Source organism: Kosakonia sp. HypNH10 (assembly GCF_029850615.1).
GTDB lineage: Bacteria > Pseudomonadota > Gammaproteobacteria > Enterobacterales > Enterobacteriaceae > Kosakonia > Kosakonia cowanii.
On the sequence record NZ_JAOTIU010000008.1, the window covers coordinates 117,242 to 142,243 of the forward strand.

Sequence of the window (25,002 nt, forward strand, 5' to 3'; positions counted from 1 at the left end):
AACGTGAACGTTAACTTTCGAAAGGAAATGTGAGCCAGCGCAGGTTGCTGGCTCAGTCGCTTAATCAAGGCGCAGCAGGATTTTTCCCTGCATCGGTTTGCCATTTAGCGCCTGCACCGCGCGCGCGTAGCTTTCGGGGCCACCGCGATGGGCGATCAGCGGCTCAAGGGCGAGGCGTTTTTCCGTCAGCAAACGCGCCGCGGTATGCCACTCCTCTCCGGGCCAGGGGCCGGAGTAGTTCATCCAGCTGCCGATAAGCGTCAGCTCTTTACGCAAAATCAGCCCAAATATCGTGGCGGTAAGCGTAAGGTCGTGATGGAGCGTCCCCACCAGCGCCACCTGCGCACGCGGCCCGGCAATTTCGATAGCCAGCGAGACCGTTTGTGGTGTGCCAGCCGTTTCCAGCACAAGCTGGTCGAAGCTCTCTGCTTCCAGCCCGGCGAGAATGTCAGCCGCGCTCTGCTCGCGGCTGTTAAAGGTGAGGGTAGCACCGAGCGCAGTGGCCAGCGCTAATTTGTCAGGGTTGATATCGATGGCGGTGACGCTTTTCGCCCCTAAGGCTCGTGCGCACTGCATTGCCAGCAGCCCGATGGTGCCGGCCCCGACGATCACCACGTTTTTATCTTTGCAGCCGCCGGCGAGGTGAAACGCGTGCAGGCCAACGGTTATCGGTTCAATAAACGCCCCATCTTCAATGGGCAGATCCGCAGGTAAGCGAACCAGGTTGGGCCGCTTAACAACAATGTATTCAGCATTGCCGCCGTCGCAGCGTGACCCGATAAACTGGTAGCGTTTGCACAGCGAGTAGTACTCCCGGCGGCAGGCAGGGCAGTCAAAGCAGGGCAGCAACGGTACACAGGCCACGGCGTCGCCAGCGTGCAGATCGGTGACCGCCGGGCCGCAGGCTTCTACATAACCGCTGAACTCATGCCCAAGGGTAATAGGGTAAGAATGCGCGCCGTTAGCGAAGATGCGCGGAATATCCGAGCCGCACAGGCCGGAGCTGACTACTCTCACCTTCACCTCATCCGCATGCTGCAACTGGGGTTCAGGGCGATCTTCAACGCAGACGTTGCCCTCAGCATGAATAACCACTGATTTCATAACACTCTCCAGGATGTAACAGGGGAGCGAAAGCTCCCCAACGATCACGATGCGGGCTGGCTTTCCGGCGTAGCAGCCGCTTTCTCTGCCGCTTTAAAGTGGCGCGCTCTGCGCCAGGTAAGCAGGACGCCGCTCAGGTAAATCGCGGCGATAACCATGAAACCGACCAGATTTTGCCAGGTAAAGAGCTGAATGAGCAGCCAGGTGACGGGGGAACCGCCCTGGTCCATCGAGGCCACCATCCCGCCTGATTTTAGCGCGCCCGCGTTGGCGGCCAGCTGCGTATGCAGACCGATGGTTTGTGTGGCGATCCACAGGGTCATGCTCATAATAATCACCCCGGAGATCAGCGTGCGGAACAGGTTGCCCTGATGCACCGCAACCGCCATTGCCACAAAGAAACCAATGGTCGCCAGGTCACCGAATGGCAGCACCTGGTTACCCGGCACCAGCACCGCAATCAGAATGCTCAAGGGGATAAAGATCAGGCTGGCGGAGACCACCGAGGTATGGCCCAGCAGCAGCGCCGGATCGAGACCGATCAAAAACTCCTGGGTGCCGAACTTTGCCTGCAGACGTTTACGCGCTTGCTTCGCAATCGGCGTCAGGCCATCCATAATCGGTTTGATCACCCGTGGCATCAGCAGCATAACGGCTGCGGTTTTCACCGCCAGTTGCAGCACGCCTTTCAGGTCATAACCAGCCAGCAGCCCAATTACAATCCCCATCACAAAACCGACGGTGACCGGTTCGCCGAATGGCCCGAAGCGTTTCTGAATATCGTCGGCGCTGAAATGAATACGCCTCAGGCCGGGGATTTTGTCGATGAGGCTATCCACCAGCACGGCAACCGGCCCCAGATAGGCAGAGGTGCCATGAGGAATGGCGATGCCTTCGAGGCCAAAGAAATCCCGCGTATCTTTGGCAAACCAGTCGCCCAGTTTATAGACGAACGCCGCGTGCGCCGCCACGCCGAGAATGCCAATCCAGTAAGAGCCGGTGGCGAGATGCAGCATCGCGCCAGTAAAGGTCATGTGCCAGATATTCCAGATATCCACGTTGACCACCCGCGTCATGCGCGTTACCAGCATGATGATATTCACGGCGATAGCGACAGGGATAGCAACCAGCGCAATTTGCGATGCCCATGTCATCGGTGACGATCCCGGCCAGCCAACATCAATGACCTGAAGGTTGATCTGGAAATGTTCCGCCATGGCTTTTGCCGCCGGGCCGATGGAGTCGAGCATCAGGCCGATCACCAGGCCGATGCCGACAAAGCCAATGCCAATATGCAGACCCGATTTAAAGCAGTCGCCGAGTTTCATCCCCAGCAGCTTCGAGAAAATAATGATCACCACCGGCAGCATCACGGTAGGACCTAAGTCGAGGATATAACGCATTATTTCGCTAAACATAGCGTTACCCCACGAGAATGGTCAGGATTTTTTGCTGTAGCGCCTCAATGCCGACTCCTGAAACGAAGGGCATACCGTGCACAACAGGAATATCACCGAAGGCGCGATCCACTTTCGCGGTGGTGCAGATGAGATCCGCCCCGTCCATATAGGTTTCGATCTCATTTACCCGACACTGCACAAGATCGAGTTCGATGTGGTGCGTATCGCATAGCTCTTTGATCTCTTCTGCCGCCATCGTGGAGGTGGCGACCGCACCGCCGCAGGCGACAATCACTTTACGTTTCATAGGGTACTCCTTTTATTATCAGTATGTTATTAAGCCTGACCGCATGTCTCAGGCTCCAGGAACGTCTCCCGAAAACATCTCGCCAGATCGTCATCCGCAGCGTTCAGCAGCGCGTCCAGCGTGTTCGGGTTTTGTAGCTCACTAAACAGTTTTCTCAGTAGCGTCAGCTGCGCCGCCGGGTTTTCAACAATCAGGGCAATAATCAGCGAGACGGCAACCTCGCCATCATCGTCAGCTTGTTGAAAAAAAATAGGTTTGCGCGGACGAATCAGATAGAGCGCCGGGGAGAGGGCGTGGCTCGCCTCGCAGTGGGGAATGGCGATCGCATGACGCTCCAGCGCGATGCCGGTTGGGTAGTTTTCCTCGCGCGCCAGCAGCGCGGCGGGGTAGCTTTCATGGACGACGCCTTTTGCCAGCATCTCCTCGCCAATGTGTGCCAGCAGTTGCTGGCGCGAGGTAAAATCCACTCCGGTTCGGACAAACAGTTGGCTCATACACACTCCGCTTAACAGGCAGTTTCAGGGGCGCATCCATAGCGATAGGCACGCAATACGTCCTGTATTTTGTCAATAATCAGGCTGCGTGGCGTTGTGACTATCTCGTTTAGCGACGCGCGTTCCAGTTGTAGAGGCATAAACTGGCTAATCAGCCCCAGCGGCAGCCTGACGGTGTCGAGATTCGCGAGCAGTTTTTCCACCGCCTGGCGGATGCGCGGGTGGGGCCAGTAGTAGCGGATGCGGTCAGAGAGGCTGAAGTGGATATCGACCATCGCCTGGCTCCAGGTGGGGTGGTAATACTTCTTCCAGTAGTCCGGCTCGTTCAGCATCACTTCGTCAATCACCTCCAGCACCCGGCTACGACTCTCCGGAGCAATCAGCTCGTTTTCCATCTGCGCGAGGGCGAAAATCGCTTCGCGCAAGGCAAAGGTCAGCGCCGGGCCAACTTTCAGGATGGCGAAATGATCGCGTACCAGCGCGCGATAGGCGTGGCGGGACTGGTAATCCGTCGAGTGGGCTTCATAGACCATCGGCGTCTGGCGGATCCAGCCGGAAAGCGCTTCGGCGGCCTGAGGCTGGTAATGAATCACCTGCGTATGATCGAACTCTACTCCCGGCTGAACCACAATGGCGATAACCCGCTTCATCGCCGCTTCAAGCCTCAGCGCTTCGAAGGCGACACGGTGAGTTTCCAGCGTGCGTGCGGCATCTTCCACATGGGTAACGTGCACCGCGCTGATGCTGCTGGCCTCGCCCCCCGGCACCGGTACTTCCGTGCCGATGACATAGGTCAGCGCCTGTTTCTGCACCTCGCTTGCCGTCTGCTCCGCAGCCAGACACAGGCGCGCGGCGCGCTCCGCCACCACCTGCGGAGCCAGCGGTACCGGATCGTCCGCGCAGGACATTGAGGCATCAAGGTGGATCTTGCTAAACCCGGCGGCAACGTAAGCTTCGATCAGCGCGATCGCTTTCTCCATCGCCACATCGGCATGCTCGTTCTGCCAGCAGTTAGGCCCAAGGTGATCGCCACCAAGGATCAGCCGCTCCAGCGGAAATCCGACCTCGCGGGCGATGGCATAGACAAAGTCGCGGAAATCGGCCGGCTGCATACCGGTATAGCCGCCAAACTGGTTAACCTGGTTGGATGTCGCTTCGATCAGCACGCTGTTACCGGTATGCAAATCGAAGCGCAGCGCGGCTTCAATCACTAACGGATGGGCCGAGCAGACGGAACAGATACCAAGGTGCTCTCCCGCTTTATGGCGGGCAATAATCTCTTTCACGTGATTCTCCGGTTAAATGGGTGGGCTTACAGCTTCCCTTCACAGCCGCAATCGTGGATGACTTTGCGTACCACCTCTTTCATGGCGGCTTTGGCCGGAACCATGTAGTGGCGCGGATCGCTGGCATTCGGGTATGAGAGCAGGTATGCCTTAAGCGCGTCGGAAAAGGCGATTTTGAGTTCGGTAGCGACGTTGACCTTACAGACGCCAAGGCCGATAGCGCGGCGAATATCGGCCGCAGGCAGGCCGGAAGCGCCGTGTAACACCAGCGGAACCTCGACGGCCTGACGAATCTCCGCCAGCCGGTCGAAATCGAGCTTCGGCTCCTCACTGTAGAGGCCGTGCGCGGTGCCGATCGCCACCGCAAGCGAGTCGATGCCGCTCTTTGCGATAAAATCCTGCGCCTGCTGTGGATTGGTAAAGCGTGTGTCTTTGGCATCGACGATCAGGTCGTCCTCCTGACCGCCAAGACGCCCCAGCTCCGCCTCAACGCTGACGTCATAGCGATGGCAGAAGTCGGTAACGGCTTTTACCACTGCCACATTTTCGGCATAAGGGAGGTGAGAGCCGTCGATCATCACCGAGCGCACCCCGGCGTGTACTTTGCGCTCGATATCGGCAAGCTCTTCATGGTGATCGAGGTGGATCGCCAGCGGTTGGTTATAGGTTTTTGCCAGATCGGCGGCAATGGCAACAATATTGCCGATTCCGGCGTAGCTAAAGGTCCCTGGTGTACCCGCTACAATCAGCGGTGAGCGTAGCTCGGCGGCGGTCTCAACGACAACCTGAAGCGTTTCGAGGTTATGGATATTAAAGGCAGGCACCGCGTAGCCCTCGCGCTGCGCCTTAGTGAGCATGGTTTTTGTTGAAATGATAAACATCCTGCCTCCGAACCCTTTCGTTTATTTTCTTCGAAAGAAGATATAGTCTTTCGGAATGGTTTTTTGTGATTTGAATCGTAAAAGCGAAACTTTCGAAAGGGAGGGAAAGAGAATGAAAGGGAGAGGGGCAAAAAAAAGCATGGCCGGAGCCATGCTAAGGGTGAGGTTTATACATCTTCTTGCGGGGATCAGGTCACCGGCGCCGGGTTAAACACTGCCAGCTGGTTATGCAATCCCCATTGATCGGAAAAGGTTTTTTTACGCCCGCTGGCGACATCGAGAATAAAGTGGAACAGCTTCCAGCCCACCTCTTCAATACTCTCTTCGCCGGTAGCGATGGTGCCCGCGTTAATATCCATCAAGTCATACCAGCGGTTTGCCAGCTCGGTACGGGTCGCCATTTTGATCACCGGTACCGCCATCAGCCCATAGGGCGTGCCGCGACCGGTGGTAAAGACCTGCACGGTAATGCCGGAGGCCACCTGCTGGGTGCCGCAGACGAAATCACTGGCCGGCGTGGCGGCGTAGATCAGGCCGCGTTTGGTCGGGCGCTGTCCGGGAGAGAGCACCTCGGAAATGGCGCTCTTGCCTGATTTGGCAATCGAGCCCAGCGCTTTTTCCACCACGTTAGCCAGCCCGCCTTTTTTGTTGCCGGGCGATGGGTTAGCGCTGCGATCGGTTTTGCCAAGATCCAGGTAATTATCGTACCAGGCCATCTCTTCCAGCAGGCGTTTGCCTACCTCTTCGTTGATAGCGCGCGGGGTGAGCAGGTGGATCGCGTCGCGCACTTCTGTTACTTCCGAGAACATCACCGTGCCGCCGCAGCGGATCAGCAGATCGGAAGCAAAGCCCACCGCCGGGTTAGCGGTCACGCCGGAGAAGGCGTCGCTGCCGCCGCACTGCATGCCGACCACCAGTTCCGACGCCGGGCAGGTTTCGCGTTTGCGCTGGTTGAGTTTTATCAGATGCCGCTCGGCGACCTGCAAAATGTCATCTACCATTGAGCGGAAGCCCACGTGGTGCTCATCCTGCAAACGCACAATGCTGGCGCCGTCTGCCGGGATCGCCTGCACATCATCTGTTCCCTGTAGCAGCCGCTCCGGCTGCAATTTTTCACAGCCGAGGCCAATCACCATCACTTCGCCGCCGAAGTTCGGGTTAAGGGAGATGTTGTGGATAGTGCGAATTGGGATCACCGCCGCTGGGGCGTTAATCGCCACGCCGCAGCCGTAAAGATGGTTAAGGCCAACCACGCCGTCGACATTCGGGTATTTTGGCAGCAGATCGCGCTCAATCAGCTTCACCACATAATCCACCACCCCGGCAACGCAGTGCACGCTGGTGGTTAAGCCGAGCAGGTTTTTCGTGCCGACGCTGCCATCCGCATTGCGGTAGCCTTCGAAGGTGTATCCTTCTAGTGGCGGCAAGGGTTCGGGCACTTTGGTCGCCAGCGGCAGGGTGTTGAGCGGAGGGGCCGTCGGCAGCTCAACGAGGGATTCATCGATCCAGCTGCCGCGCGGGATCGGGCGCACGGCGTAGCCGATCACTTCGCCATAGCGCACGATCTCGCCGTGATGAGGAATATCGACCAGCGCGACTTTATGCCCCTGCGGAATATGTTCAATCAACTCCAGACCATCCGGGAAGCGGGTACCGGCTTTTAAGCCGTTGTCGTTAACGATAATCGCGACATTATCGGTGTCGTGAACCTTAATATAAAACGCGCCAGGCATTTGCTCTCTTATTTCAATGTCGGACATTATTAATTTATCTCCCGCTCACTGTACGCTGCATCACTCACAATAGAGAAACCCGTTCTTTACTCTGGAATTAATATCAGCAAGAAAAGTCTTGTTTACTGGAAATAAGAATGTCAGGTGTTCAACTATTAAAATGTGACGCATATCACTTATTAACGCCGGGCCGCATGCTGCGCGGCGGCATAATGCAAGAAGTGTGCATCAGCGCCCAGCTTTATGGGCATATGCTCAAAATAATCTTTCAGGACAGTTAAAAAATTGAGCAAGGTTACAATGTGTGCTCTCCCGGCGCTGTTTATACTGAGGGCTAATTAAATCTCTGTATCTGTTATCTGAATTAACTCTGCGTTGTTAAATATCATCAGATAAACCACCCAAATAAATATATTTAAAAGTTAGCGGTGTCCGAGGAAATTAAAATGGCTATTGAACAAACCGTCGAAGCAAAACGGGCGATTCCTACCCGTTATTTAATTCTGCTGATTATATTTATTGTCACCGCAGTTAACTACGCTGACCGTGCCACGCTCTCTATTGCCGGAACCGATGTCGCCAAAGAGCTACAACTCGATTCCGTCTCGATGGGTTACATCTTCTCCGCCTTCGGCTGGGCCTACCTGCTGATGCAGATCCCCGGCGGCTGGCTGCTCGACCGCTTCGGCTCCAAACGCGTCTACACCTACAGCCTCTTTTTCTGGTCGCTCTTCACTTTCTTGCAGGGTTTTGTTGATGTGTTCCCGCTCGCCTGGGCCGGGGTTTCGATGTTTATCATGCGCTTTATGCTCGGTTTCTCTGAAGCGCCCTCCTTCCCGGCGAATGCGCGCATTGTTGCGGCATGGTTTCCAGCGAAGGAGCGTGGTACCGCCTCGGCGCTCTTTAACTCGGCGCAATACTTCTCGCTGGCGCTCTTTTCGCCGCTGCTCGGCTGGCTGACCTACGCCTGGGGCTGGGAGCATGTCTTTACGGTGATGGGCGCGATCGGTTTTGTGCTGACCTTTGCGTGGGTGAAGTTTGTGCATAACCCAACCGACCATCCGCGTATGAGCCGCGAAGAGCTGGAGTACATTGCGGCGAACGGCGCGGTGGTCGACATGGACCATAAAAAAACGGGCGACGACAAGAAAGCCGGGCCGAAGCTCGATTACATCAAGCAACTGCTGAGCAACCGTATGATGCTGGGCATCTTCTTTGGTCAGTACTTCCTCAACACCATCACCTGGTTCTTCCTCACCTGGTTTCCCATCTACCTGGTGCAGGAGAAGGGGATGTCGATCCTCAAAGTGGGCTTTGTGGCCTCCATTCCGGCGCTGTGTGGCTTTGTCGGCGGCGTGCTGGGCGGGCTCTTTTCCGATTACCTGATCAAACGTGGCTCATCCCTGACCGTGGCGCGTAAAGTGCCTATCGTGATGGGGATGCTGCTCGCTTCCAGCATTATCCTCTGTAACTACACCAACAACACCGCGCTGGTGGTCGCGCTGATGGCGCTGGCCTTCTTCGGCAAAGGTTTTGGGGCGCTCGGCTGGCCGGTGATTTCCGACGTCGCGCCAAAAGAGATTGTCGGCCTGTGCGGCGGCGTGTTTAACGTCTTTGGTAATGTGGCCTCTATCGCGACGCCGCTGGTTATCGGCTACATGGTAAAAGAGTTGCACTCCTTCAACGGCGCGCTGGTGTTCGTCGGCTGTTCGGCCCTGATGATGATGGTCTGTTACCTGTTTGTCGTCGGCGACATCAAACGTATGGAACTGAAGAAATAAGCACCAACACATTTAAGGTACAAAAGATGACTAACGATATCTTCCCTAACAAATTCAAGGCCGCGCTGGCCGCGCAGCAGGTTCAGATTGGCTGCTGGTCCGCGCTGGGTAGCCATATCAGCACGGAAGTGCTGGGGCTTGCGGGTTTCGACTGGCTGCTGCTCGACGGTGAACACGCGCCCAATGATGTACTCACTTTTGTACCGCAGCTGATGGCGCTCAAAGGCAGCGTCAGCGCGCCGGTTGTACGCGTGCCCACCAACGATGCGGTGATCATCAAGCGCCTGCTCGATATCGGTTTCTATAACTTCCTGATTCCCTTCGTCGAGAGTGAAGAGGATGCGTTGCTGGCCGTAGCGGCGACCCGCTATCCGCCGGAAGGCATTCGCGGCGTCTCCGTATCGCACCGCGCCAATATGTTCGGCACCGTGCCGGACTACTTCCGCCAGTCCAACGCCAATATCTCGATTCTGGTGCAGATAGAGAGCCAGGCGGGTGTCGATAACCTTGACGCGATCCTCTCGACCGACGGCGTGGACGGCGTGTTTGTCGGGCCAAGCGACCTGGCGGCGACGCTCGGTTACCTCGGCAATGCCGCGCACCCGGAAGTGCAGCGCACCATTCAGCATATTTTCGCCCGCGCGAAGGCACACAACAAACCGAGCGGCATCCTGGCACCGGTTGAGGCGGACGCGCGTCGCTACCTGGAGTGGGGCGCGACCGTGGTTGCCGTCGGCAGCGATCTGGGCGTATTCCGTGCGGCGACGCAGCGACTCGCCGACGCTTTTAAAAAATAACCTCACCACCTGAAAAAGAGAGACGCAATTATGACGATGAAAGTCGGTTTCATTGGCCTCGGCATTATGGGCAAACCCATGAGCAAAAACCTCATCAAAGCCGGTTACTCACTGGTGGTCGTTGATCGCAACAGTGACGCGGTGGGCGAGCTTGTTGCCGCTGGTGCCGAAACCGCGAGCAATGCCAAAGCCATCGCCGAGCAGTGTGATGTCATCATCACCATGCTGCCGAACTCGCCGCATGTGAAAGAGGTGGCACTGGGTGAAGGCGGCATTATTGAAGGGGCGAGAGCGGGCACGGTGCTGATCGACATGAGCTCCATTGCGCCGCTGGCAAGCCGTGAAATCAGCGAAGCGCTGAAAGCGAAAGGTGTGGAGATGCTGGATGCGCCGGTCAGTGGCGGCGAACCCAAAGCGATCGACGGCACGCTCTCTGTGATGGTTGGCGGCGACAAAGCGGTGTTTGATAAGCACTACGACCTGATGAAAGCGATGGCGGGATCGGTGGTGCATACCGGTGATATCGGTGCGGGGAACGTCACCAAGCTGGCAAACCAGGTGATTGTGGCGCTCAATATTGCCGCCATGTCGGAAGCCTTAACCCTGGCGACGAAAGCGGGCGTTAACCCGGATCTGGTCTTCCAGGCAATTCGCGGCGGTCTTGCGGGCAGCACGGTGCTGGAGGCGAAAGCGCCGATGGTGATGGATCGCAACTTCAAACCGGGTTTCCGCATCGATCTGCATATCAAAGATCTGGCAAATGCGCTGGATACCTCGCACGGCGTGGGCGCGCAGTTGCCGCTGACCGCCGCGGTGATGGAGATGATGCAGGCCTTGCGTGCAGACGGCATGGGTACCTCCGATCACAGCGCGCTGGCGTGCTACTACGAGAAACTGGCGAAAGTCGAAGTCACTCGTTAATCAGAAAGGGCGCAGGCGCGCCCTTGCTTCTCTTGATCTCCACCTTTGCAGTCTACCTCTGGCCTGCAGGGTGACGTGCGCGGCTTGACCAGGCTCACCACTATGAAAATCGTAATCGCCCCAGACTCTTATAAAGAAAGCCTCTCTGCGACGCAGGTCGCGCAGGCAATAGAAAAAGGATTTCGGGAGATCTTTCCCGATGCGCACTATGTCTCTGTTCCTGTCGCGGATGGCGGTGAGGGTACCGTTGAGGCCATGATCGCCGCCACGCAGGGCACGATGCATACCGCCCGCGTGACCGGCCCGCTGGGCGAGCCGGTTGAGGCCTGCTGGGGAAGCTCGGGCGATGGCGCGACTGCTTTTATTGAGATGGCGGCGGCAAGCGGGCTGGCACTGGTTGCGCCCGAATTACGTAATCCATTAATTACCACGTCGCGCGGCACCGGGGAGCTTATTTTGCAGGCGCTGGATAAGGGCGCGAGCAACATTATCATCGGTATCGGCGGCAGCGCGACCAATGACGGCGGAGCCGGTATGGTGCAGGCGCTGGGTGCGCGTCTTATGGATGCCAACGGCAAAGAGATTGGTCACGGCGGCGGAAGCCTGATCGGACTTAATCATATTGATCTCTCTGGCCTCGATCCGCGTTTGCAGAAGTGCACGATCCGCGTGGCCTGTGATGTGACCAACCCGCTCACCGGCGAGAGCGGCGCATCGCGTATATTTGGCCCGCAAAAAGGGGCGACGGAAGCGATGATCATCGAGCTGGATCGCAGCCTCGATCACTTCGCTGACGTGATCAAAAAAGATCTGCATATCGATGTGAAGTGCGTGCCGGGATCGGGCGCGGCGGGCGGTATGGGGGCAGCGCTGATGGCGTTTCTCGGTGCGGAGCTGCGCAGTGGCATTGAGATTGTTACCCAGGCGCTCAACCTGGAGGAGCATATTCACGACTGCACGCTGGTAGTGACGGGCGAAGGGCGCATCGACAGCCAGAGCATTCATGGCAAGGTGCCGGTGGGCGTGGCGCAGGTAGCGAAAAAATACCATAAGCCGGTGATTGGTATCGCCGGCAGTTTGACCAGCGATGTCGGCGTGGTGCATCAGTACGGTATCGACGCGGTGTTCAGTGTGTTGACCACTATCGGCACGCTGGAGGAGGCGTTTCGCGGCGCGTTTGACAACATTTACCGCGCCTCGCGAAATATCGCGGCGACGCTGGCGGTGGGAATGTCGACGGAAGGGTGACACGCGGGCGCAAACCCTCTATACTGCGCGCCGAAGCTGACCAGACAGTCGCCGCTTCGTCGTCGTCCTCTTCGGGGGAGACGGGCGGAGGGGAGGAAAGTCCGGGCTCCATAGGGCAGGGTGCCAGGTAACGCCTGGGAGGCGCAAGCCTACGACCAGTGCAACAGAGAGCAAACCGCCGATGGCCCGCGCAAGCGGGATCAGGTAAGGGTGAAAGGGTGCGGTAAGAGCGCACCGCGCGTCTGGCAACAGTTCGCGGCACGGTAAACTCCACCCGGAGCAAGGCCAAATAGGGGTTCACAAGGTACGGCCCGTACTGAACCCGGGTAGGCTGCTTGAGCCAGTGAGCGATTGCTGGCCTAGATGAATGACTGTCCACGACAGAACCCGGCTTATCGGTCAGTTTCACCTCTTAAAAAACCCCGCCTCGGCGGGGTTTTTGCTTTTTCAGGCCGGATAAGGCGTAAGCCATCCGGCGGTGGGTGCAAATGCCTGATGGCGCTGCGCTTATCAGGCCTACAACGACAGCTCTCGGCATTTGCGTAGGCCGGATAAGGCGCGAGCCGCCATCCGGCGATGGGTGCAAATGCCTGATGGCGCTGCGCTTATCAGGCCTACAACGACAGCTCCCGACACTTGCGTAGGCCGGATAAGGCGTGAGCCGCCATCCGGCATTGGGTGTAAATGCCTGATGGCGCTGCGCTTATCAGGCCTACAACGACCGCTCCCGGCATTCGCGTAGGCCGGATAAGGCGCGAGCCGCCATCCGGCGGTGGGTGCAAATGCCTGATGGCGCTGCGCTTATCAGGCCTACAACAACCACCGATCCTGGCATTTGTGTAGGCCGGATAAGGCGTGAGCCGCCATCCGGCGGTGGGTGCAAATGCCTGATGGCGCTGCGCTTATCAGGCCTACAACGACAACTGGTCCCGGTATTTGCGTAGGCCGGATAAGGCGTGAGCCGCCATCCGGCAATGGGTGTAAATGCCTGATGGCGCTGCGCTTATCAAGCCTACAAATTGCGCTTATCACGCCTACGAACGGCTTCGACGCTGGGCTTTTTTTACGCTCTCTAAGCTAATTCTGTCTAATTCATAAACAATTAATCGATCATCCTGGCAGCGAAACGCGCTAACCTGTCTGGCACATGTCTATTTTTTCGCCATGGGAGGCGTTGCTGTTATGGAACAAAAATCGATTTTGATTCTCCAGATGGGGAACGCTCCGCAGACCATGCGCGACGCGCACGGCGATGTGCCGCTCTGGTTTTGCCAACTGCTGGGATGCGAACTTGATGATGTCGAGGTGATCCGCGTTTTCGAAGGCGAAGCGCTGCCGGCACCGGATCCGCGCCGGGCGGCGATCATCACCGGATCCTGGGCGATGGTTACGGACAGATTGCCCTGGAGCGAGCAGACCGCCGCGTGGATCCGCGAGGCGATGGCGGTGGAAATGCCGCTGTTTGGCGTCTGTTATGGTCATCAACTGATGGCCTGGGCGCTGGGCGGCGATGTGCAGTATCACAAGGATGGCCGTGAAGCGGGAACCAAAACCGTTTATCTCAATGCCGCCGCCGCTCACGAACCGCTGCTTGCGCATCTTGAAGGGAGCTTTCCTGCCCACCTGACCCATCGACAGACGGTTACCCGTTTACCCATTGGCGCTACGGTGCTCGGTGCCTCAATTCACGATCCGCATCAGATCGTGCGTTACGGGCCAAACGCGTTTTCGGTGCAGTTTCACCCCGAAATGCGACCGGAGATCGCCACCGATCTGTTACGGCTTAACCGTCCCCATATCGAAAAAGAGGGGGGTGACACAGATAGCTTAATCGCTGGCGTAACGCCCGCGCCGGGTGCGGCAGAGATTTTACGGCGGTTTATGCAGGAGGTGTTCAGGCAGGAGAAGGCGCTTTCACTGCGCGCGGCTTCATAAAGGCAGGAACATAACCCCGGCGTGCGCCGGGGCTGGCAATCAGGCGGCTTCTTCTTCCTCAGCAAGACGGACAACGGCTTCTTCGACGATCACTTCCAGTTCCGTCAGCATCTCTTCAAACCCGAACGCCTGGTTGGCAGCGGCGGAACTCTCCTGGCTCGTGGTGACACGATCGAACGAACTGTACATAGTGCGGATACTCATTTACTCACCTGATAAAAATGTTCATTACACTGGTAAATCCACCAACAGCGCGCGAAGCGGCGTGTCGGCGACCAGCGTGATAGTGGCTTCATCACGAATGAAAGCGCCGTCACCGCAGGTGAGGGCCTCTTGCTCTTTGTGATGGGTGACGGCATGCACCGTCCCGTGAATGGACTGCAGATAGGCTCGCGGTCCGTGTAATTCGATTTTCAGCTCTTCGCCTTTATTCAGCGAAATATGGTGCAACCACACTTGTTGGCGCAACTGCAGGCTACCTTTGTCGCCATCCGGCGAGGCCAGCAACTGGCAGGCATCATCAGCAAGGGTCAGCTTCTGCACCGGCGCGTTTTCCCGCTCCGGGCAGGCATCCAGCCATAGCTGCATGCGCGTAAGCGACTTGTCTTTACTCAGATTGTGCTCACTGTAACTGATGCCAGGCTGGGTTGCGATAAGCAGCGCTTCACCCGCTTTGGCCTGCACATGATGACCTTCGCTGTCGCGGTACTCCGCTTCACCTTCCAGAATCAGATTCAGAATATCCACTTTCGGGTAGGCGCGCGGCTGGAAAGAAGCCCCTGGTGCGAGCACTTCCTGGTTCAACACGCGCAGTGACGCATAACCCAGCAGTTTGGGATCAAAGTAGTGTCCAAAGGAGAAGGTGTAGCGGGCTTTAAGCCAGCCGAAGTCAGCTTGTCCGCACTGTTTTGCCGTTCGGGTAGTAATCATTATTCTTGACCTCTCTTTACTTAAAACAATGTTAAAGGGATGGACGCTGCATTGTTAGCCAGATATTCTGCCCGGTATGTTCAAATTTCCTGAATGAGAACACCTATGGCCAAAGAAAGGGCACTGACGCTGGAAGCACTGCGCGTGATGGATGCAATTGACCGGCGCGGAAGCTTTGCCGCCGCTGCGGATGAACTGGGGCGTGTCCCCTCCGCGCTCAGCTACACCATGCAAAAACTTGAAGAAGAGCTGGATGTGGTGCTATTTGACCGCTCCGGTCACCGCACCAAATTCACCAATGTCGGGCGTATGCTGCTGGAGCGCGGGCGCGTTCTGCTGGAAGCGGCTGATAAATTAACGACCGATGCCGAAGCGCTGGCGCGCGGCTGGGAAACCCATTTAACGCTGGTAACGGAAGCGCTGGTGCCAACGGTAGAGTTGTTTCCGCTGGTGGAGAGGCTGGCGGCGAAAGCCACTACCCAGCTATCGATTATCACCGAAGTGCTGGCAGGTGCCTGGGAGCGGCTCGAGCAGGGGCGGGCGGATATTGTTATCGCGCCGGATATGCACTTTCGCTCTTCGTCGGAGATCAACTCCCGCAAGCTCTATACCGTGATGAACGTCTATGTCGCCGCGCCCGAGCACCCGATTCATCAGGAGCCGGAGCCGCTCTCCGAGATCACACGCGTGAAGTATCGCGGCGTGGCGGTGGCAGATACCGCCCGCGAACGCCCGGTGCTTACGGTTCAGTTGCTGGATAAACAGCCGAGGCTGACGGTCAGTACAATTGAAGATAAACGCCAGGCGCTACTCGCCGGGCTGGGCGTCGCCACCATGCCCTATCCGTTAGTTGAGCGTGATATTGCCGAGGGCCGCCTGCGCGTAGTCAGCCCGGAGTACAGCGGCCAGGTGGATATTATTATGGCCTGGCGCCGCGACAGCATGGGCGAGGGCAAAGCCTGGTGTCTGCGCGAGATCCCCAAGCTTTTTGCCGGTAAATAACGCTATGCGCCGCGCTCGGTCGCATGCACGGTTTGCGGGAAGGGCTGCGGCTCCGGGCCGAACTCATTCTCCTGCGGCGTGCCGCGCTGGCTATAAAACGCGAGCAGCACCAGCGAGCCAAACAGCGGAATAATCATCAGCAGCAGCCAGCGCCAGCTGCGGTTGGTGTCATGCAGGCGGCGCACCTGTACCGCCAGCGTCGGCACCAGCATCAGCAGGGCATAAACAAGGCTTAAGATGTGGTGCCAGCCCACGATACGATCAATCACATTCAGCACGCCGAACAGGATGATGTTAACGAGTGTGAACATCCAGAATTCGCGGCGATGGGCGCGTCCGTGGAAAGTGGCGTAATTACGAAGTACCCAGAAATACCAGTCCATTTTTACCTCGGTCAACGGTCAATCCGTTGTTTTAACAACGATAACAGTAAGAATAGACGGCAAATTTACAAAGGGATAAGTCGGGCGGGGAATTATTTGGGCGCGATGTGACGCGCCCGAAAGTTCAGGAAAAACGGCTGTCACGACCGTGCGGTTCATCAAGATCCTGCCACGGGCCGATGGAGATAATCCCCGTCGGGTTCAGCGTTTTATGGCTGCGATAGTAGTGATTGCGGATATGCGCGAAATCAACCGTCTCGGCAATGCCCGGCATCTGGTAGATGTCGCGCAGGAAGCCATGCAGGTTGAGGTAATCACTGATGCGGCGCTTATCGCATTTAAAGTGCGTCACATAGACCGGATCAAAGCGCACCAGCGTTGTCCATAAACGGATATCCGCTTCGGTCAGGCGATCGCCCGTCAAATAGCGGTGCCGTCCAAGGATCTGCTCCAGGCGCTCCAGCGCACTAAATACCCCGGATACCGCTTCATCATAGGCCTGCTGGCTGGTGGCGAAACCGGCTTTATAGACGCCGTTATTCACATTGTCGTAGATCCAGCCATTCAGCTCGTCAATCTTCTCGCGCAGTTCAGGCGGATAGTAATCCCCCGCTTTGGCACCCAGCCCGTCGAATGCGGTATTGAACATGCGAATAATATCCGCCGATTCATTGCTGACGATGGTGTGATTCTTCTTATCCCACACCACCGGTACCGTTACGCGCCCGCTGTAGTGCGGATCGGCATGCAGATAGAGCTGATAGAGAAATTCGTGCTGATAGAGGGTGTCGCCCGTTGCGGCGGGAAAATCATCGCCAAACGTCCAGCCATTTTCCAGCATCAGCGGATGCACGACCGAAACCGGTAAAAACGGCTCCAGGCCCTTCAGCTTACGCAGGATCAGCGTGCGGTGTGCCCACGGGCAGGCGAGCGAAACATAGAGATGGTAGCGATCTTTTTCAGCGGCAAACCCGCCTTCGCCAGAGGGGCCGGCAGCGCCATCGGCGGTCAGCCAGTTGCGAAACGCCGATTCTGAACGTTTAAAGCGTCCGCCGGTGGATTTGGTGTCATACCAGGTGTCGTGCCAGACGCCGTCAATCAGTTGTCCCATTGCTGCTTCTCCTTCTGATAGCAAAAGCGAGGAGTGAACTCCTCGCTTTGGTGTATTCAGTCAGTATAGAGCGCTTACCACTTTTTATTCAGTACTCGGTCGATGCTGAACGCGCCCGGACCGGTGATGCCCAGCAGCAGGTAGCCGCCAGCGATGGTCAGGTTTTTCATGAACATAATGGAGTTCGCGCCTTCCGCAAAGTTGTTGTGGAAGATAAACGCCGTCAGCAGCGTAAAGCCAGCGGTGAACAGCGCAGTAGTGCGGGTCAGGAAGCCGAACAGAATGGCCAGACCGCCGCCAAACTCAAGCAGGATGGTCAGTGGCAGGAAGAAGCCCGGTACGCCCATCGATTCCATATATTGCTGAGTGCCTGCATAGCCGGTGATTTTGCCCCAGCCTGCAACGATAAACAGGATCGGCATCAGAATACGAGCAACCAGGAAACCAACATCTTCTAATTTTTTCATCTTTCTCTCCAGGAACCGCATAGGCGCTATGCAGTAAAAATTGTGTAAGAAACGGCGTGTGCCGCGGGCTTGCAGTTGATGGAGAGGATAGTAATCGCGGAGTGAATATATTGTTAGCTAGGAAAACTGTCGAAATCTTTCAAAAAAATTGCCTAAGCAGAAAAGCAAACGGGCGATCCCAGGATCGCCCGTGTTAGCAAGCAAGTGACGCTTTAGCGCTGCGCATTAACGGTGGATTTCACCAGCCGCCACATGCTCCAGGCGCCGAAACCGCGTCTGGCCCAGCGCACCAGCATATTAGGATGGCGAACGCTCCAGATAGCCATTGCGCTACTGCCTACCAGCGCCCATGAGCGCAGGCTTAACAGCGTGTTCCAGCCGCGATCGTAAGCGCCGGTGGCTTCAAGCCAGTCCCGACGCCCGGCGGTAAGATCCAGACGTTGCTGCTGGATCATGCTGAGCAATTGCGCTTTACGCTTCAGACGTTCGGCTTTGCTGCTCACGATTTATCGTCCTCCAGCAAGGCGCGATCGTTCGACAACTCCTGACGCGTGTGACGCAGCAGTGTCGAGGCCCGCGCTTTACGCAGTGTCGAAATGCCGCCTATCAGCGCCAGCACAAGTAACACTACGGTGGTTGCAATCATCACATTCAAGCGATATTGCGGATCGACGGCCCAAATAATTAGCACCATCAGACTCATCAGGCCAAATGCAGCGAAAAGCATGGTCAGCCCCACCATCAGGAGCAGCTGGAATAAGTTGGCTTTCTCTTCTTCAAGCTCAACAACCGCCAGCCGCAGGCGGGTCTCAACCATTTCAACCAGAATGGTCAGCATACGCTGACCAATCCCGAGCGCGCTTTTGCCAGGCCCTTGCGCGTATCGTGAATCCGCCATATCAGCGACGCGACATCAGAACGCCTAACACCACGCCGATTGCGGCGCCGATGCCAACGCTGGCCCACGGATTGTCACGCACGTACTCATCGGTACGGGCAGCGGCTTCGCGGGTCTGGCGAGCAATAACATCGCCGGTATCGCCCAGGCGGTCGCGGCTGTTACGCAGCGCTTTTTCCGCTTTGGTACGCAGCTTGCTCAGCTCTTCTTTCGATTTTTCACCAGAATTACCCAGCACTTCTTCCAGGGTGTCCGCCAGCGATTTCAACTCAGCGCGCAGATGGTCAGCATTATCTTTCGACATAATTCTCTCCAGGTGAGTGTGTGGTCATTTCCATTTAATCAGTAGTCACGCGCTTCAAGAGATTTCAGCTCCTGCTGAGCCTCTTTCAGCTTGTGCTCCCGCTTGTGTATCTTGTCCGCATCGCCTTTCTCTTTCGCTTCGCTCAGGTCACGACGGCGCTCGGCAATCTCTTCTTTCTGTTCAGCGATTTTCTTCTGATGCGCAGCGCGCAGCTTCTCATCAGAACAGTTGGCGCGAACTTCACGCAGGGCTTTATTCAACCCGTCAATACGGCTCTGATTGTTATGCTTTTCGGCATAGCTGATTTCGCGTTGGATCTCATGCTCCTTTTCCTGACACGGGGAAGCAGCATGGGAAAGAGCGCTAACGGAAAAAAGAGCCAGCGCCATAGCGATGCGGTTTTTCATAATCGATAACCTTCCGTTGTTAGCTGGCGAAACAGGGTACGCCAGCATCCAGTTACGTAATGTGAACCCTGGTCCCGTTACTCAAGCATAGTTAAGTAACGGCTAAACACCAAAGTTAGTGAAAAGATTCAGAATCCTGGAGAGATTATCCGAATCGATGCGTGCTGTTGCGCAGGCGGTTAAGCCACGCAGAAGTTTGGGTGTCGGCATCATCCTGAGCGGCAATGACATACCCCTGGGGGAGAGTGCGATCCAGCACGGCCTTGGCGGCAGCGCTCTGCTCGCTGGAGTCGAATTTAATCAGCAGGGTGTCATCCTGCGGGGTGATGCTTTTAAAGTGAATGCCGTTGGCGTCGAGATGATGCCAGATGGAGAATCCATCCGGCACGGTAATGTTTTGCGTCAGCGGGCGGATCGCAAGCGTCGACTCGCGATTTTGCACCGCCGTCCAGGCGAGAAACAGCACGCAAAAGAGCGCCGCAGCAGTGAGGCTTGTAAATACCCAGCGCAGAAAAGGCGCACGCAGTTCCATTGTCTTTTAGCTCCGATTGCTATGTTTTTTCTTCCACAACACCACCAGTGAGCCAACCAGGCCAATCACCAGCAGCACCACCGGAAGCAGCATCAAACAGGACATCAACGCATCTTCATACTTTTTAAACACCGGCGTGATGCCCAACAGGTAACCCAGCGTTGTCAGGATCAGCACCCACAGCAGGCCGCTCATCCAGTTGAAAAATTGAAAACGCGTATTGCTCAGACCAGAGAGTCCGGCAATAGTTGGCAGCAATGTGCGAACAAATGCGATAAAGCGCCCGACTAACAGCGCCGACAGCCCATGTTTGTGGAACAGATGGTGCGCGCGCTGGTGGTAGTGGGCCGGAAGATGAGAGAGCCATTTCTGCACCAGCCGCGTATTGCCAAGCCAGCGCCCCTGAATGTAGCTCAGCCAGCAGCCGGTACTTGCAGCGACGGTAAGCAGTAACAGAGTTTGCGGATAGCCCAGCGCACCTTTGGCAATCAATACGCCAACCAGCACCAGCAGGCTATCACCGGGCAGAAACGCCGCCGGCAGCAAACCGTTTTCCAGAAATAAAATGACAAATAAAACGAAATAGAGCATGCCGATCATGCCAGGCTGCGACAGTGTCTCAAAATCCTGGCTCCAAAGGGCGTGAAGTAACTGGCTTAAAAGTTCCATTCGGTGTTCCTGGTACATCGGTTTACGTCACGTCTGCTACGTACGAAACAGCACGGCGATACGTTCTCATACATTATGGTCGCTCGTGGCACATCCGGTGCAGGGGTCATCCTGGTGAGGCGCTGTGAGCAAGCGCTGACTCACACAGAAGCGAAATGCATCCAATTGTAACAAAGGCTGAGGTAATGCGTCAGTCAGAAAAGCGCTCAGAAGTGATTTTGCCGGGGGAAGGCGGAAAGAGGCGAGGGTATTTACACACGCTGACACTCTATACTTTTCACTTACCCAAAATTCTTACAGGCGCGGTGTAAGTGCGCGCCTGTAGAGGATTTTTTATTTCGTGCCGTTAGCCGCCGTATCGAGATGAACGACCGGGTTATCGGCGAAGAGGTAGCGGTCGGCATTGAACTCAAAGTCGTCACTGGTTTCGTTAAACAGCATCTGTTTGGTGTTCTCCAGGTGCTGCCACATCGCCAGCTTCGCGCCGTGGGGATCTTTACGGATCAGCGCTTTCAGGATCTGGTCATGATCGTCGCACCAGTTATCAACGGTGCGCAGATCGATATGGTCGTGCAGTTTCTTCCAGTAGGGGTTGTGCACGCGCTGCGTCCACATCTTTTCAACGATAGCGGCCAGGGCCGTATTCTGCGTTGCCAGCGCCACCTGTACGTGGAACTGCAAATCCCATTCAGAGTCGCGAAAGCACTTCTCTTTGCGCGCTTTGTCCTGAATCTCCATCAGCTTCATGATGTCCTGCTTCGTCACCTGCGTAGCAGCGAACTCCGCGATATTGCTCTCAATCAGCTGGCGCGCCTGCAGCAGCTCAAAAGGACCGTAGCTGGCGAACTCAAGATTCTCATCCGGCGCTTGTGTATGGCGTGCCTGATTGGAGATGACGTGAATGCCGGAGCCTTTACGCACTTCGACATACCCTTCCACCTCAAGCATGATGATCGCTTCACGCACCACGGTCCGGCTGACGCTCTTCTCATCGGCGATAAAGCGTTCGGCGGGCAGCTTCTCTCCCACAAGATAAACGCCTTGCTCAATCCGGCTTTTAAGCTCGGCGGCAAGTTGCTGGTAGAGACGTCGTGGTTCGGAGATTTCCATACAGGCTCCAGAGGAGAGGGCAATAATAGGATTTGTTATACCACTTTTAGCGCCTTCTCACCATTGTCAATAACGAAAAAGCCGCCCTCAGGCGGCTTTAAATAGTTTTAAAAAAGCGGGGCTAACTCTGTGCCGCGGGCGAGCCGACAGCCTGCTCTTTTGCTACCTCTTCGGCAGATTTGTTTTTCAGCACCGTCCAGATGAGCACTGCACCCATAAGGTCAAACAGCGCCAGTACTGCGAACAGCGGGCTAAAGCCGATGGTATCCGCCAGCGCACCGACCACCAGAGCGAACATGGTGCTTGCCATCCACGCCGCCATCCCGGTCAGGCCGTTGGCAGTTGCCACTTCGTTACGACCAAAGACATCGGAAGAGAGCGTAATCAATGCACCGGAGAGAGACTGGTGCGCAAAGCCACCGATACAGAGCAGGCCAATCGCCACATACGGGCTGGTGAAGAGACCAATCATGCCTGGGCCAATCATCAGCAGCGCGCCCATGGTGACCACCATTTTACGCGACACAATCAGGTTCACGCCGAAGATGCGCTGGAACAGCGGCGGCAGATAACCACCCACGATACAACCGAGATCCGCGAACAGCATCGGCATCCAGGCGAACATCGCAATCTCTTTCAGGTTAAAGCCATACACTTTGAACATGAACAGCGGGATCCAGGCGTTAAAGGTACCCCAGGCTGGTTCAGCCAGAAAACGCGGCAGCGCGATACCCCAGAACTGGCGGGTGCCAAGGATCTGGCGAACAGACATTTTCTTGCCGTTGTTGGTCTGATGCTGTGCTTCCTGGCCGCCAATAATGTATTCACGCTCCTCTTCGCTCAATTTTTTCTGATCGCGCGGGTGCTTATAGAAGATGAGCCAGGCCATCGCCCAGATAAAGCTCAGTACGCCGGAGATAATGAACGCCATCTCCCAGCTGTGCATAACGATCGCCCATACCACCAGCGGCGGTGCAATCATCGCACCAATTGACGAACCGACGTTGAAGTAGCCGACGGCGATGGAGCGCTCTTTTGCCGGGAACCATTCAGAAGCCGCTTTCAGGCCCGCCGGGATCATCGCCGCTTCAGCTGCGCCCACCGCGCCGCGCGCCAGTGCCAGACCGCCCCAGCTGCCAGCCAGTGCGGTCGCGCCGCAGAAGATAGCCCAGGTAATTGCGAAGAAGGCGTAACCAACTTTGGTACCGAGAACGTCGAGGACGTAGCCTGCAACCGGCTGCATGATGGTGTAGGCTGCGGAATAGGCCGCGATGATATACGAATATTGCTGAGTCGAGATGTGCAACTCTTCCATCAACGTCGGAGCGGCTGCCGCTATGGTGTTACGTGTCAGGTAGCCAAGCACGGTGCCGACCGTCACCAGCGCTATCATGTACCAACGTAATCCTTTGATTTTACGCATGTAAACCTCATCGTTATGTTATTACCGCTTGCGCGGACACCCTTCGCTCGCATCGGAGGGTGGAAACGGGAGGGCGTAACCGGAAAGAGGTTCCGCTACGGCCCAAGCCTGCCATCAGTAAACGTTCTGTTTGTAAGTCGGCGTCCGTACCGTTAATTCCGATTAACGTTTTATCGGGAATGCATTCCGTCGGGTTATCAATTCGACGGCAGCAAGATAACTTGTCATACAACTTGAAAAGGTGAGTGACATCACAAAAGCGTTTTTCTTTGTGTGGTCTTTAACTCAGGCGTGGAGAGCCAGATTTGGCGCGGCCTGGCGGGGGATTTAACCAATTAGCGTCTCTGTTTTTGTCTGCTTTTATTGATCCAACTCACGAAAATACCTTCGGTCTATAGAAATTGGTGTGATAACTTTGACAGCATTAAGGTAGACATCAGACGCACTCGTTGAGAGGAAGACGATAATGACCCCGTTTATGACCGAAGATTTCCTGCTAGATACCGAATTTTCCCGCCGTCTGTACCACGACTACGCCAAAGACCAGCCGATTTTCGACTACCACTGCCACCTGCCGCCGCAGCAGATCGCAGAAGATTATCGTTTCAAAAACTTGTATGACATCTGGTTGAAAGGTGACCACTACAAGTGGCGCGCGATGCGCACTAACGGCGTGCCGGAGCGCCTCTGTACCGGTGATGCGTCGGATCGTGAGAAGTTTGACGCCTGGGCAGCGACCGTACCGCACACCATTGGCAACCCGTTATACCACTGGACACATCTTGAGCTGCGCCGCCCGTTTGGTATTACAGGTAAGCTGCTGTCACCCGCGACGGCTGATGAGATCTGGGAGCGCGGTAACGCACTGCTGGCGCAGGATAGCTTCTCCGCGCGCGGCATCATGCAGCAGATGAACGTCAAAATGGTCGGCACCACCGATGACCCGATTGACTCCCTGGAGCACCATGCGGCAATTGCTAAAGAGACGGCTTTCAGTACCAAAGTGCTGCCGAGCTGGCGTCCGGATAAAGCCTTCAATATTGAACAGGCGACCTTTAACGACTACATGGCGAAACTGGGTGAAGTCTCTGATACCGAGATCCGCCGCTTTACCGATCTGCAAACCGCGCTGACTAAACGCCTCGATCACTTTGCCGCACACGGCTGTAAAGTCTCTGACCACGCGCTAGATGTTGTGCTGTTTGCTGAAGCATCTGAATCAGAGCTCGACGCTATTCTGGCGCGTCGTCTGGCGGGTGAAACCCTGAGCGAAAAAGAGGTGGCGCAGTTTAAAACCGCGGTGCTGGTGTGGCTCGGCGCGGAGTATGCCCGTCGCGAATGGGTGCAGCAGTACCATATCGGCGCGCTGCGTAATAACAACCAGCGTCAGTTCAAACTGCTCGGCCCGGATGTCGGTTTCGACTCCATTAACGACCGTCCGCTGGCGGAAGAGCTCTCTAAACTGCTGAGCAAGCAGAATGAAGATAACCTGCTGCCGAAAACCATCCTTTACTGCCTGAACCCGCGCGATAACGAAGTGCTGGGTACGATGATCGGTAACTTCCAGGGCGAAGGCATGCCGGGCAAAATGCAGTTCGGCTCTGGCTGGTGGTTTAACGATCAGAAAGATGGCATGGAGCGTCAGATGACCCAGCTTGCACAGCTTGGCCTGCTGAGCCGCTTTGTCGGCATGCTGACCGACAGCCGCAGCTTCCTCTCCTACACCCGTCATGAATATTTCCGCCGCATCCTCTGCCAGATGATTGGCCGCTGGGTGGAAGCGGGCGAAGCTCCGGCTGACATTCAGCTGCTGGGTGAAATGGTGAAAAACATCTGCTTTAACAATGCGCGTGATTACTTCGCGATTGAACTGAACTAG

The 25,002-nt window shown here is 56.3% G+C and carries 27 protein-coding genes and 1 other RNA gene; 8 read left to right on the plus strand and 20 right to left on the minus strand.

Features of this window, described 5'->3' with window-relative positions; all coding sequences use genetic code 11:
• Window positions 1-60: 60 nt before the first annotated feature.
• From gatD to garD, 7 genes are all read right to left on the minus strand, one after another.
• On the minus strand, window positions 61-1,104 hold the full coding sequence (gene gatD, locus N7V53_RS19580; RefSeq protein ID WP_023480755.1) for a galactitol-1-phosphate 5-dehydrogenase: 1,044 nt from the start codon (window positions 1,102-1,104) through the stop codon (window positions 61-63).
• 44 nt (window positions 1,105-1,148) lie between these two features.
• Window positions 1,149-2,522, minus strand: coding sequence for a PTS galactitol transporter subunit IIC (locus tag N7V53_RS19585; protein WP_023480954.1), 1,374 nt, complete (start codon window positions 2,520-2,522; stop codon window positions 1,149-1,151).
• 4 nt (window positions 2,523-2,526) lie between these two features.
• Window positions 2,527-2,811: a PTS galactitol transporter subunit IIB gene (gene gatB, locus N7V53_RS19590; protein ID WP_023481001.1), complete on the minus strand. Its 285-nt coding sequence runs from the start codon at window positions 2,809-2,811 to the stop codon at window positions 2,527-2,529.
• A gap of 29 nt (window positions 2,812-2,840) precedes the next feature.
• Window positions 2,841-3,305, minus strand: a complete 465-nt coding sequence (gatA, locus tag N7V53_RS19595; protein WP_023480748.1) for a PTS galactitol transporter subunit IIA — start codon at window positions 3,303-3,305, stop codon at window positions 2,841-2,843.
• 11 nt (window positions 3,306-3,316) lie between these two features.
• A complete protein-coding gene (gene gatZ / locus N7V53_RS19600) occupies window positions 3,317-4,591 on the minus strand; it encodes a tagatose-bisphosphate aldolase subunit GatZ (protein ID WP_023480985.1) in 1,275 nt (424 codons plus the stop codon).
• Window positions 4,592-4,617: 26 nt separating this feature from the next.
• Window positions 4,618-5,472, minus strand: a complete 855-nt coding sequence (locus N7V53_RS19605) for a tagatose bisphosphate family class II aldolase (RefSeq protein WP_023480776.1) — start codon at window positions 5,470-5,472, stop codon at window positions 4,618-4,620.
• A gap of 188 nt (window positions 5,473-5,660) precedes the next feature.
• Window positions 5,661-7,232, minus strand: coding sequence for a galactarate dehydratase (gene garD / locus N7V53_RS19610; RefSeq protein ID WP_023480764.1), 1,572 nt, complete (start codon window positions 7,230-7,232; stop codon window positions 5,661-5,663).
• A gap of 419 nt (window positions 7,233-7,651) precedes the next feature.
• Here garD and N7V53_RS19615 point away from each other — a divergent pair, with 419 nt between their 5' ends.
• The 6 genes from N7V53_RS19615 (at window position 7,652) to N7V53_RS19640 (ending at window position 13,887) form a co-directional block, all read left to right on the plus strand.
• Window positions 7,652-8,986, plus strand: coding sequence for an MFS transporter (locus N7V53_RS19615; RefSeq protein ID WP_023481004.1), 1,335 nt, complete (start codon window positions 7,652-7,654; stop codon window positions 8,984-8,986).
• Window positions 8,987-9,012: 26 nt separating this feature from the next.
• Window positions 9,013-9,783 carry a 2-dehydro-3-deoxyglucarate aldolase gene (gene garL, locus N7V53_RS19620; protein ID WP_023480795.1) on the plus strand — a complete coding sequence of 257 codons (771 nt, stop codon included), beginning with the start codon at window positions 9,013-9,015 and terminating at the stop codon, window positions 9,781-9,783.
• A gap of 30 nt (window positions 9,784-9,813) precedes the next feature.
• Window positions 9,814-10,704, plus strand: coding sequence for a 2-hydroxy-3-oxopropionate reductase (gene garR / locus N7V53_RS19625; protein ID WP_023480910.1), 891 nt, complete (start codon window positions 9,814-9,816; stop codon window positions 10,702-10,704).
• A 102-nt stretch (window positions 10,705-10,806) separates the two neighbouring features.
• Window positions 10,807-11,952 carry a glycerate 2-kinase gene (gene garK, locus N7V53_RS19630; RefSeq protein WP_279794587.1) on the plus strand — a complete coding sequence of 382 codons (1,146 nt, stop codon included), beginning with the start codon at window positions 10,807-10,809 and terminating at the stop codon, window positions 11,950-11,952.
• 32 nt (window positions 11,953-11,984) lie between these two features.
• An RNA gene (rnpB, locus tag N7V53_RS19635) (RNase P RNA component class A) lies at window positions 11,985-12,363 on the plus strand.
• Between the two features lie 771 nt (window positions 12,364-13,134).
• Entirely contained in the window at window positions 13,135-13,887 is a 753-nt protein-coding gene (locus tag N7V53_RS19640; protein WP_279794588.1) for a glutamine amidotransferase, read from the plus strand.
• Window positions 13,888-13,926: 39 nt separating this feature from the next.
• On the opposite strand, the gene N7V53_RS19645 is transcribed toward N7V53_RS19640, so the two are convergent.
• Both N7V53_RS19645 and N7V53_RS19650 read right to left on the minus strand, forming a co-directional pair.
• On the minus strand, window positions 13,927-14,091 hold the full coding sequence (locus N7V53_RS19645; RefSeq protein WP_023480931.1) for a hypothetical protein: 165 nt from the start codon (window positions 14,089-14,091) through the stop codon (window positions 13,927-13,929).
• Between the two features lie 24 nt (window positions 14,092-14,115).
• A complete protein-coding gene (locus N7V53_RS19650; protein WP_023480793.1) occupies window positions 14,116-14,817 on the minus strand; it encodes a pirin family protein in 702 nt (233 codons plus the stop codon).
• Window positions 14,818-14,922: 105 nt separating this feature from the next.
• Between N7V53_RS19650 and N7V53_RS19655 the strand changes: the two genes are divergently transcribed.
• Entirely contained in the window at window positions 14,923-15,819 is an 897-nt protein-coding gene (locus N7V53_RS19655) for a LysR family transcriptional regulator (protein ID WP_023480756.1), read from the plus strand.
• A gap of 2 nt (window positions 15,820-15,821) precedes the next feature.
• On the opposite strand, the gene N7V53_RS19660 is transcribed toward N7V53_RS19655, so the two are convergent.
• The 11 genes from N7V53_RS19660 to N7V53_RS19710 form a co-directional block, all read right to left on the minus strand.
• A complete protein-coding gene (locus N7V53_RS19660; protein WP_023481024.1) occupies window positions 15,822-16,202 on the minus strand; it encodes a DUF805 domain-containing protein in 381 nt (126 codons plus the stop codon).
• A 124-nt stretch (window positions 16,203-16,326) separates the two neighbouring features.
• Window positions 16,327-17,313 (minus strand): glutathione S-transferase family protein, encoded by a 987-nt coding sequence (locus tag N7V53_RS19665; RefSeq protein ID WP_279794589.1) that lies wholly within the window; start codon window positions 17,311-17,313, stop codon window positions 16,327-16,329.
• Window positions 17,314-17,387: 74 nt separating this feature from the next.
• Window positions 17,388-17,780 (minus strand): DoxX family protein, encoded by a 393-nt coding sequence (locus tag N7V53_RS19670; RefSeq protein ID WP_023480714.1) that lies wholly within the window; start codon window positions 17,778-17,780, stop codon window positions 17,388-17,390.
• A 212-nt stretch (window positions 17,781-17,992) separates the two neighbouring features.
• Window positions 17,993-18,283 (minus strand): YqjK-like family protein, encoded by a 291-nt coding sequence (locus N7V53_RS19675; protein ID WP_042715463.1) that lies wholly within the window; start codon window positions 18,281-18,283, stop codon window positions 17,993-17,995.
• Window positions 18,280-18,678, minus strand: coding sequence for a phage holin family protein (locus N7V53_RS19680; protein ID WP_034813644.1), 399 nt, complete (start codon window positions 18,676-18,678; stop codon window positions 18,280-18,282). Before N7V53_RS19680 ends, N7V53_RS19675 begins: the two co-directional genes overlap by 4 nt.
• Window position 18,679: 1 nt before the next feature.
• Complete coding sequence (locus tag N7V53_RS19685) at window positions 18,680-18,982, minus strand: YqjD family protein (RefSeq protein WP_023480772.1); 303 nt, start codon at window positions 18,980-18,982, stop codon at window positions 18,680-18,682.
• A gap of 38 nt (window positions 18,983-19,020) precedes the next feature.
• Window positions 19,021-19,389: a DUF1090 domain-containing protein gene (locus N7V53_RS19690; RefSeq protein WP_270221562.1), complete on the minus strand. Its 369-nt coding sequence runs from the start codon at window positions 19,387-19,389 to the stop codon at window positions 19,021-19,023.
• Window positions 19,390-19,534: 145 nt separating this feature from the next.
• Window positions 19,535-19,921 (minus strand): EnvZ/OmpR regulon moderator MzrA, encoded by a 387-nt coding sequence (mzrA, locus tag N7V53_RS19695; protein ID WP_023480845.1) that lies wholly within the window; start codon window positions 19,919-19,921, stop codon window positions 19,535-19,537.
• 6 nt (window positions 19,922-19,927) lie between these two features.
• Window positions 19,928-20,590, minus strand: coding sequence for a DedA family general envelope maintenance protein YqjA (gene yqjA / locus N7V53_RS19700; RefSeq protein WP_023481014.1), 663 nt, complete (start codon window positions 20,588-20,590; stop codon window positions 19,928-19,930).
• Window positions 20,591-20,923: 333 nt separating this feature from the next.
• Complete coding sequence (gene exuR / locus N7V53_RS19705; protein WP_042715469.1) at window positions 20,924-21,700, minus strand: transcriptional regulator ExuR; 777 nt, start codon at window positions 21,698-21,700, stop codon at window positions 20,924-20,926.
• Window positions 21,701-21,821: 121 nt separating this feature from the next.
• Window positions 21,822-23,123: an MFS transporter gene (locus N7V53_RS19710; RefSeq protein WP_279794592.1), complete on the minus strand. Its 1,302-nt coding sequence runs from the start codon at window positions 23,121-23,123 to the stop codon at window positions 21,822-21,824.
• Window positions 23,124-23,589: 466 nt separating this feature from the next.
• Here N7V53_RS19710 and uxaC point away from each other — a divergent pair, with 466 nt between their 5' ends.
• The gene (gene uxaC / locus N7V53_RS19715) at window positions 23,590-25,002 is read left to right on the plus strand and encodes a glucuronate isomerase (RefSeq protein ID WP_279794593.1); all 1,413 of its coding nucleotides are present in this window, start codon (window positions 23,590-23,592) and stop codon (window positions 25,000-25,002) included.

Excerpts from the sequence above, each read along its gene's own strand:
- gatD (WP_023480755.1), bottom strand. The coding sequence starts at position 1,104 with ATGAAATCAGTGGTTATTCATGCTGAGGGCAACGTCTGCGTTGAAGAT.
- N7V53_RS19585 (WP_023480954.1), bottom strand. The coding sequence starts at position 2,522 with ATGTTTAGCGAAATAATGCGTTATATCCTCGACTTAGGTCCTACCGTG.
- gatB (WP_023481001.1), bottom strand. The coding sequence starts at position 2,811 with ATGAAACGTAAAGTGATTGTCGCCTGCGGCGGTGCGGTCGCCACCTCC.
- gatA (WP_023480748.1), bottom strand. The coding sequence starts at position 3,305 with ATGAGCCAACTGTTTGTCCGAACCGGAGTGGATTTTACCTCGCGCCAG.
- N7V53_RS19605 (WP_023480776.1), bottom strand. The coding sequence starts at position 5,472 with ATGTTTATCATTTCAACAAAAACCATGCTCACTAAGGCGCAGCGCGAG.
- garD (WP_023480764.1), bottom strand. The coding sequence starts at position 7,232 with ATGTCCGACATTGAAATAAGAGAGCAAATGCCTGGCGCGTTTTATATT.
- N7V53_RS19615 (WP_023481004.1), top strand. The coding sequence starts at position 7,652 with ATGGCTATTGAACAAACCGTCGAAGCAAAACGGGCGATTCCTACCCGT.
- garL (WP_023480795.1), top strand. The coding sequence starts at position 9,013 with ATGACTAACGATATCTTCCCTAACAAATTCAAGGCCGCGCTGGCCGCG.
- garR (WP_023480910.1), top strand. The coding sequence starts at position 9,814 with ATGACGATGAAAGTCGGTTTCATTGGCCTCGGCATTATGGGCAAACCC.
- garK (WP_279794587.1), top strand. The coding sequence starts at position 10,807 with ATGAAAATCGTAATCGCCCCAGACTCTTATAAAGAAAGCCTCTCTGCG.
- N7V53_RS19640 (WP_279794588.1), top strand. The coding sequence starts at position 13,135 with ATGGAACAAAAATCGATTTTGATTCTCCAGATGGGGAACGCTCCGCAG.
- N7V53_RS19645 (WP_023480931.1), bottom strand. The coding sequence starts at position 14,091 with ATGAGTATCCGCACTATGTACAGTTCGTTCGATCGTGTCACCACGAGC.
- N7V53_RS19650 (WP_023480793.1), bottom strand. The coding sequence starts at position 14,817 with ATGATTACTACCCGAACGGCAAAACAGTGCGGACAAGCTGACTTCGGC.
- N7V53_RS19655 (WP_023480756.1), top strand. The coding sequence starts at position 14,923 with ATGGCCAAAGAAAGGGCACTGACGCTGGAAGCACTGCGCGTGATGGAT.
- N7V53_RS19660 (WP_023481024.1), bottom strand. The coding sequence starts at position 16,202 with ATGGACTGGTATTTCTGGGTACTTCGTAATTACGCCACTTTCCACGGA.
- N7V53_RS19665 (WP_279794589.1), bottom strand. The coding sequence starts at position 17,313 with ATGGGACAACTGATTGACGGCGTCTGGCACGACACCTGGTATGACACC.
- N7V53_RS19670 (WP_023480714.1), bottom strand. The coding sequence starts at position 17,780 with ATGAAAAAATTAGAAGATGTTGGTTTCCTGGTTGCTCGTATTCTGATG.
- N7V53_RS19680 (WP_034813644.1), bottom strand. The coding sequence starts at position 18,678 with ATGGCGGATTCACGATACGCGCAAGGGCCTGGCAAAAGCGCGCTCGGG.
- N7V53_RS19685 (WP_023480772.1), bottom strand. The coding sequence starts at position 18,982 with ATGTCGAAAGATAATGCTGACCATCTGCGCGCTGAGTTGAAATCGCTG.
- N7V53_RS19690 (WP_270221562.1), bottom strand. The coding sequence starts at position 19,389 with ATGAAAAACCGCATCGCTATGGCGCTGGCTCTTTTTTCCGTTAGCGCT.
- mzrA (WP_023480845.1), bottom strand. The coding sequence starts at position 19,921 with ATGGAACTGCGTGCGCCTTTTCTGCGCTGGGTATTTACAAGCCTCACT.
- yqjA (WP_023481014.1), bottom strand. The coding sequence starts at position 20,590 with ATGGAACTTTTAAGCCAGTTACTTCACGCCCTTTGGAGCCAGGATTTT.
- exuR (WP_042715469.1), bottom strand. The coding sequence starts at position 21,700 with ATGGAAATCTCCGAACCACGACGTCTCTACCAGCAACTTGCCGCCGAG.
- N7V53_RS19710 (WP_279794592.1), bottom strand. The coding sequence starts at position 23,123 with ATGCGTAAAATCAAAGGATTACGTTGGTACATGATAGCGCTGGTGACG.
- uxaC (WP_279794593.1), top strand. The coding sequence starts at position 23,590 with ATGACCCCGTTTATGACCGAAGATTTCCTGCTAGATACCGAATTTTCC.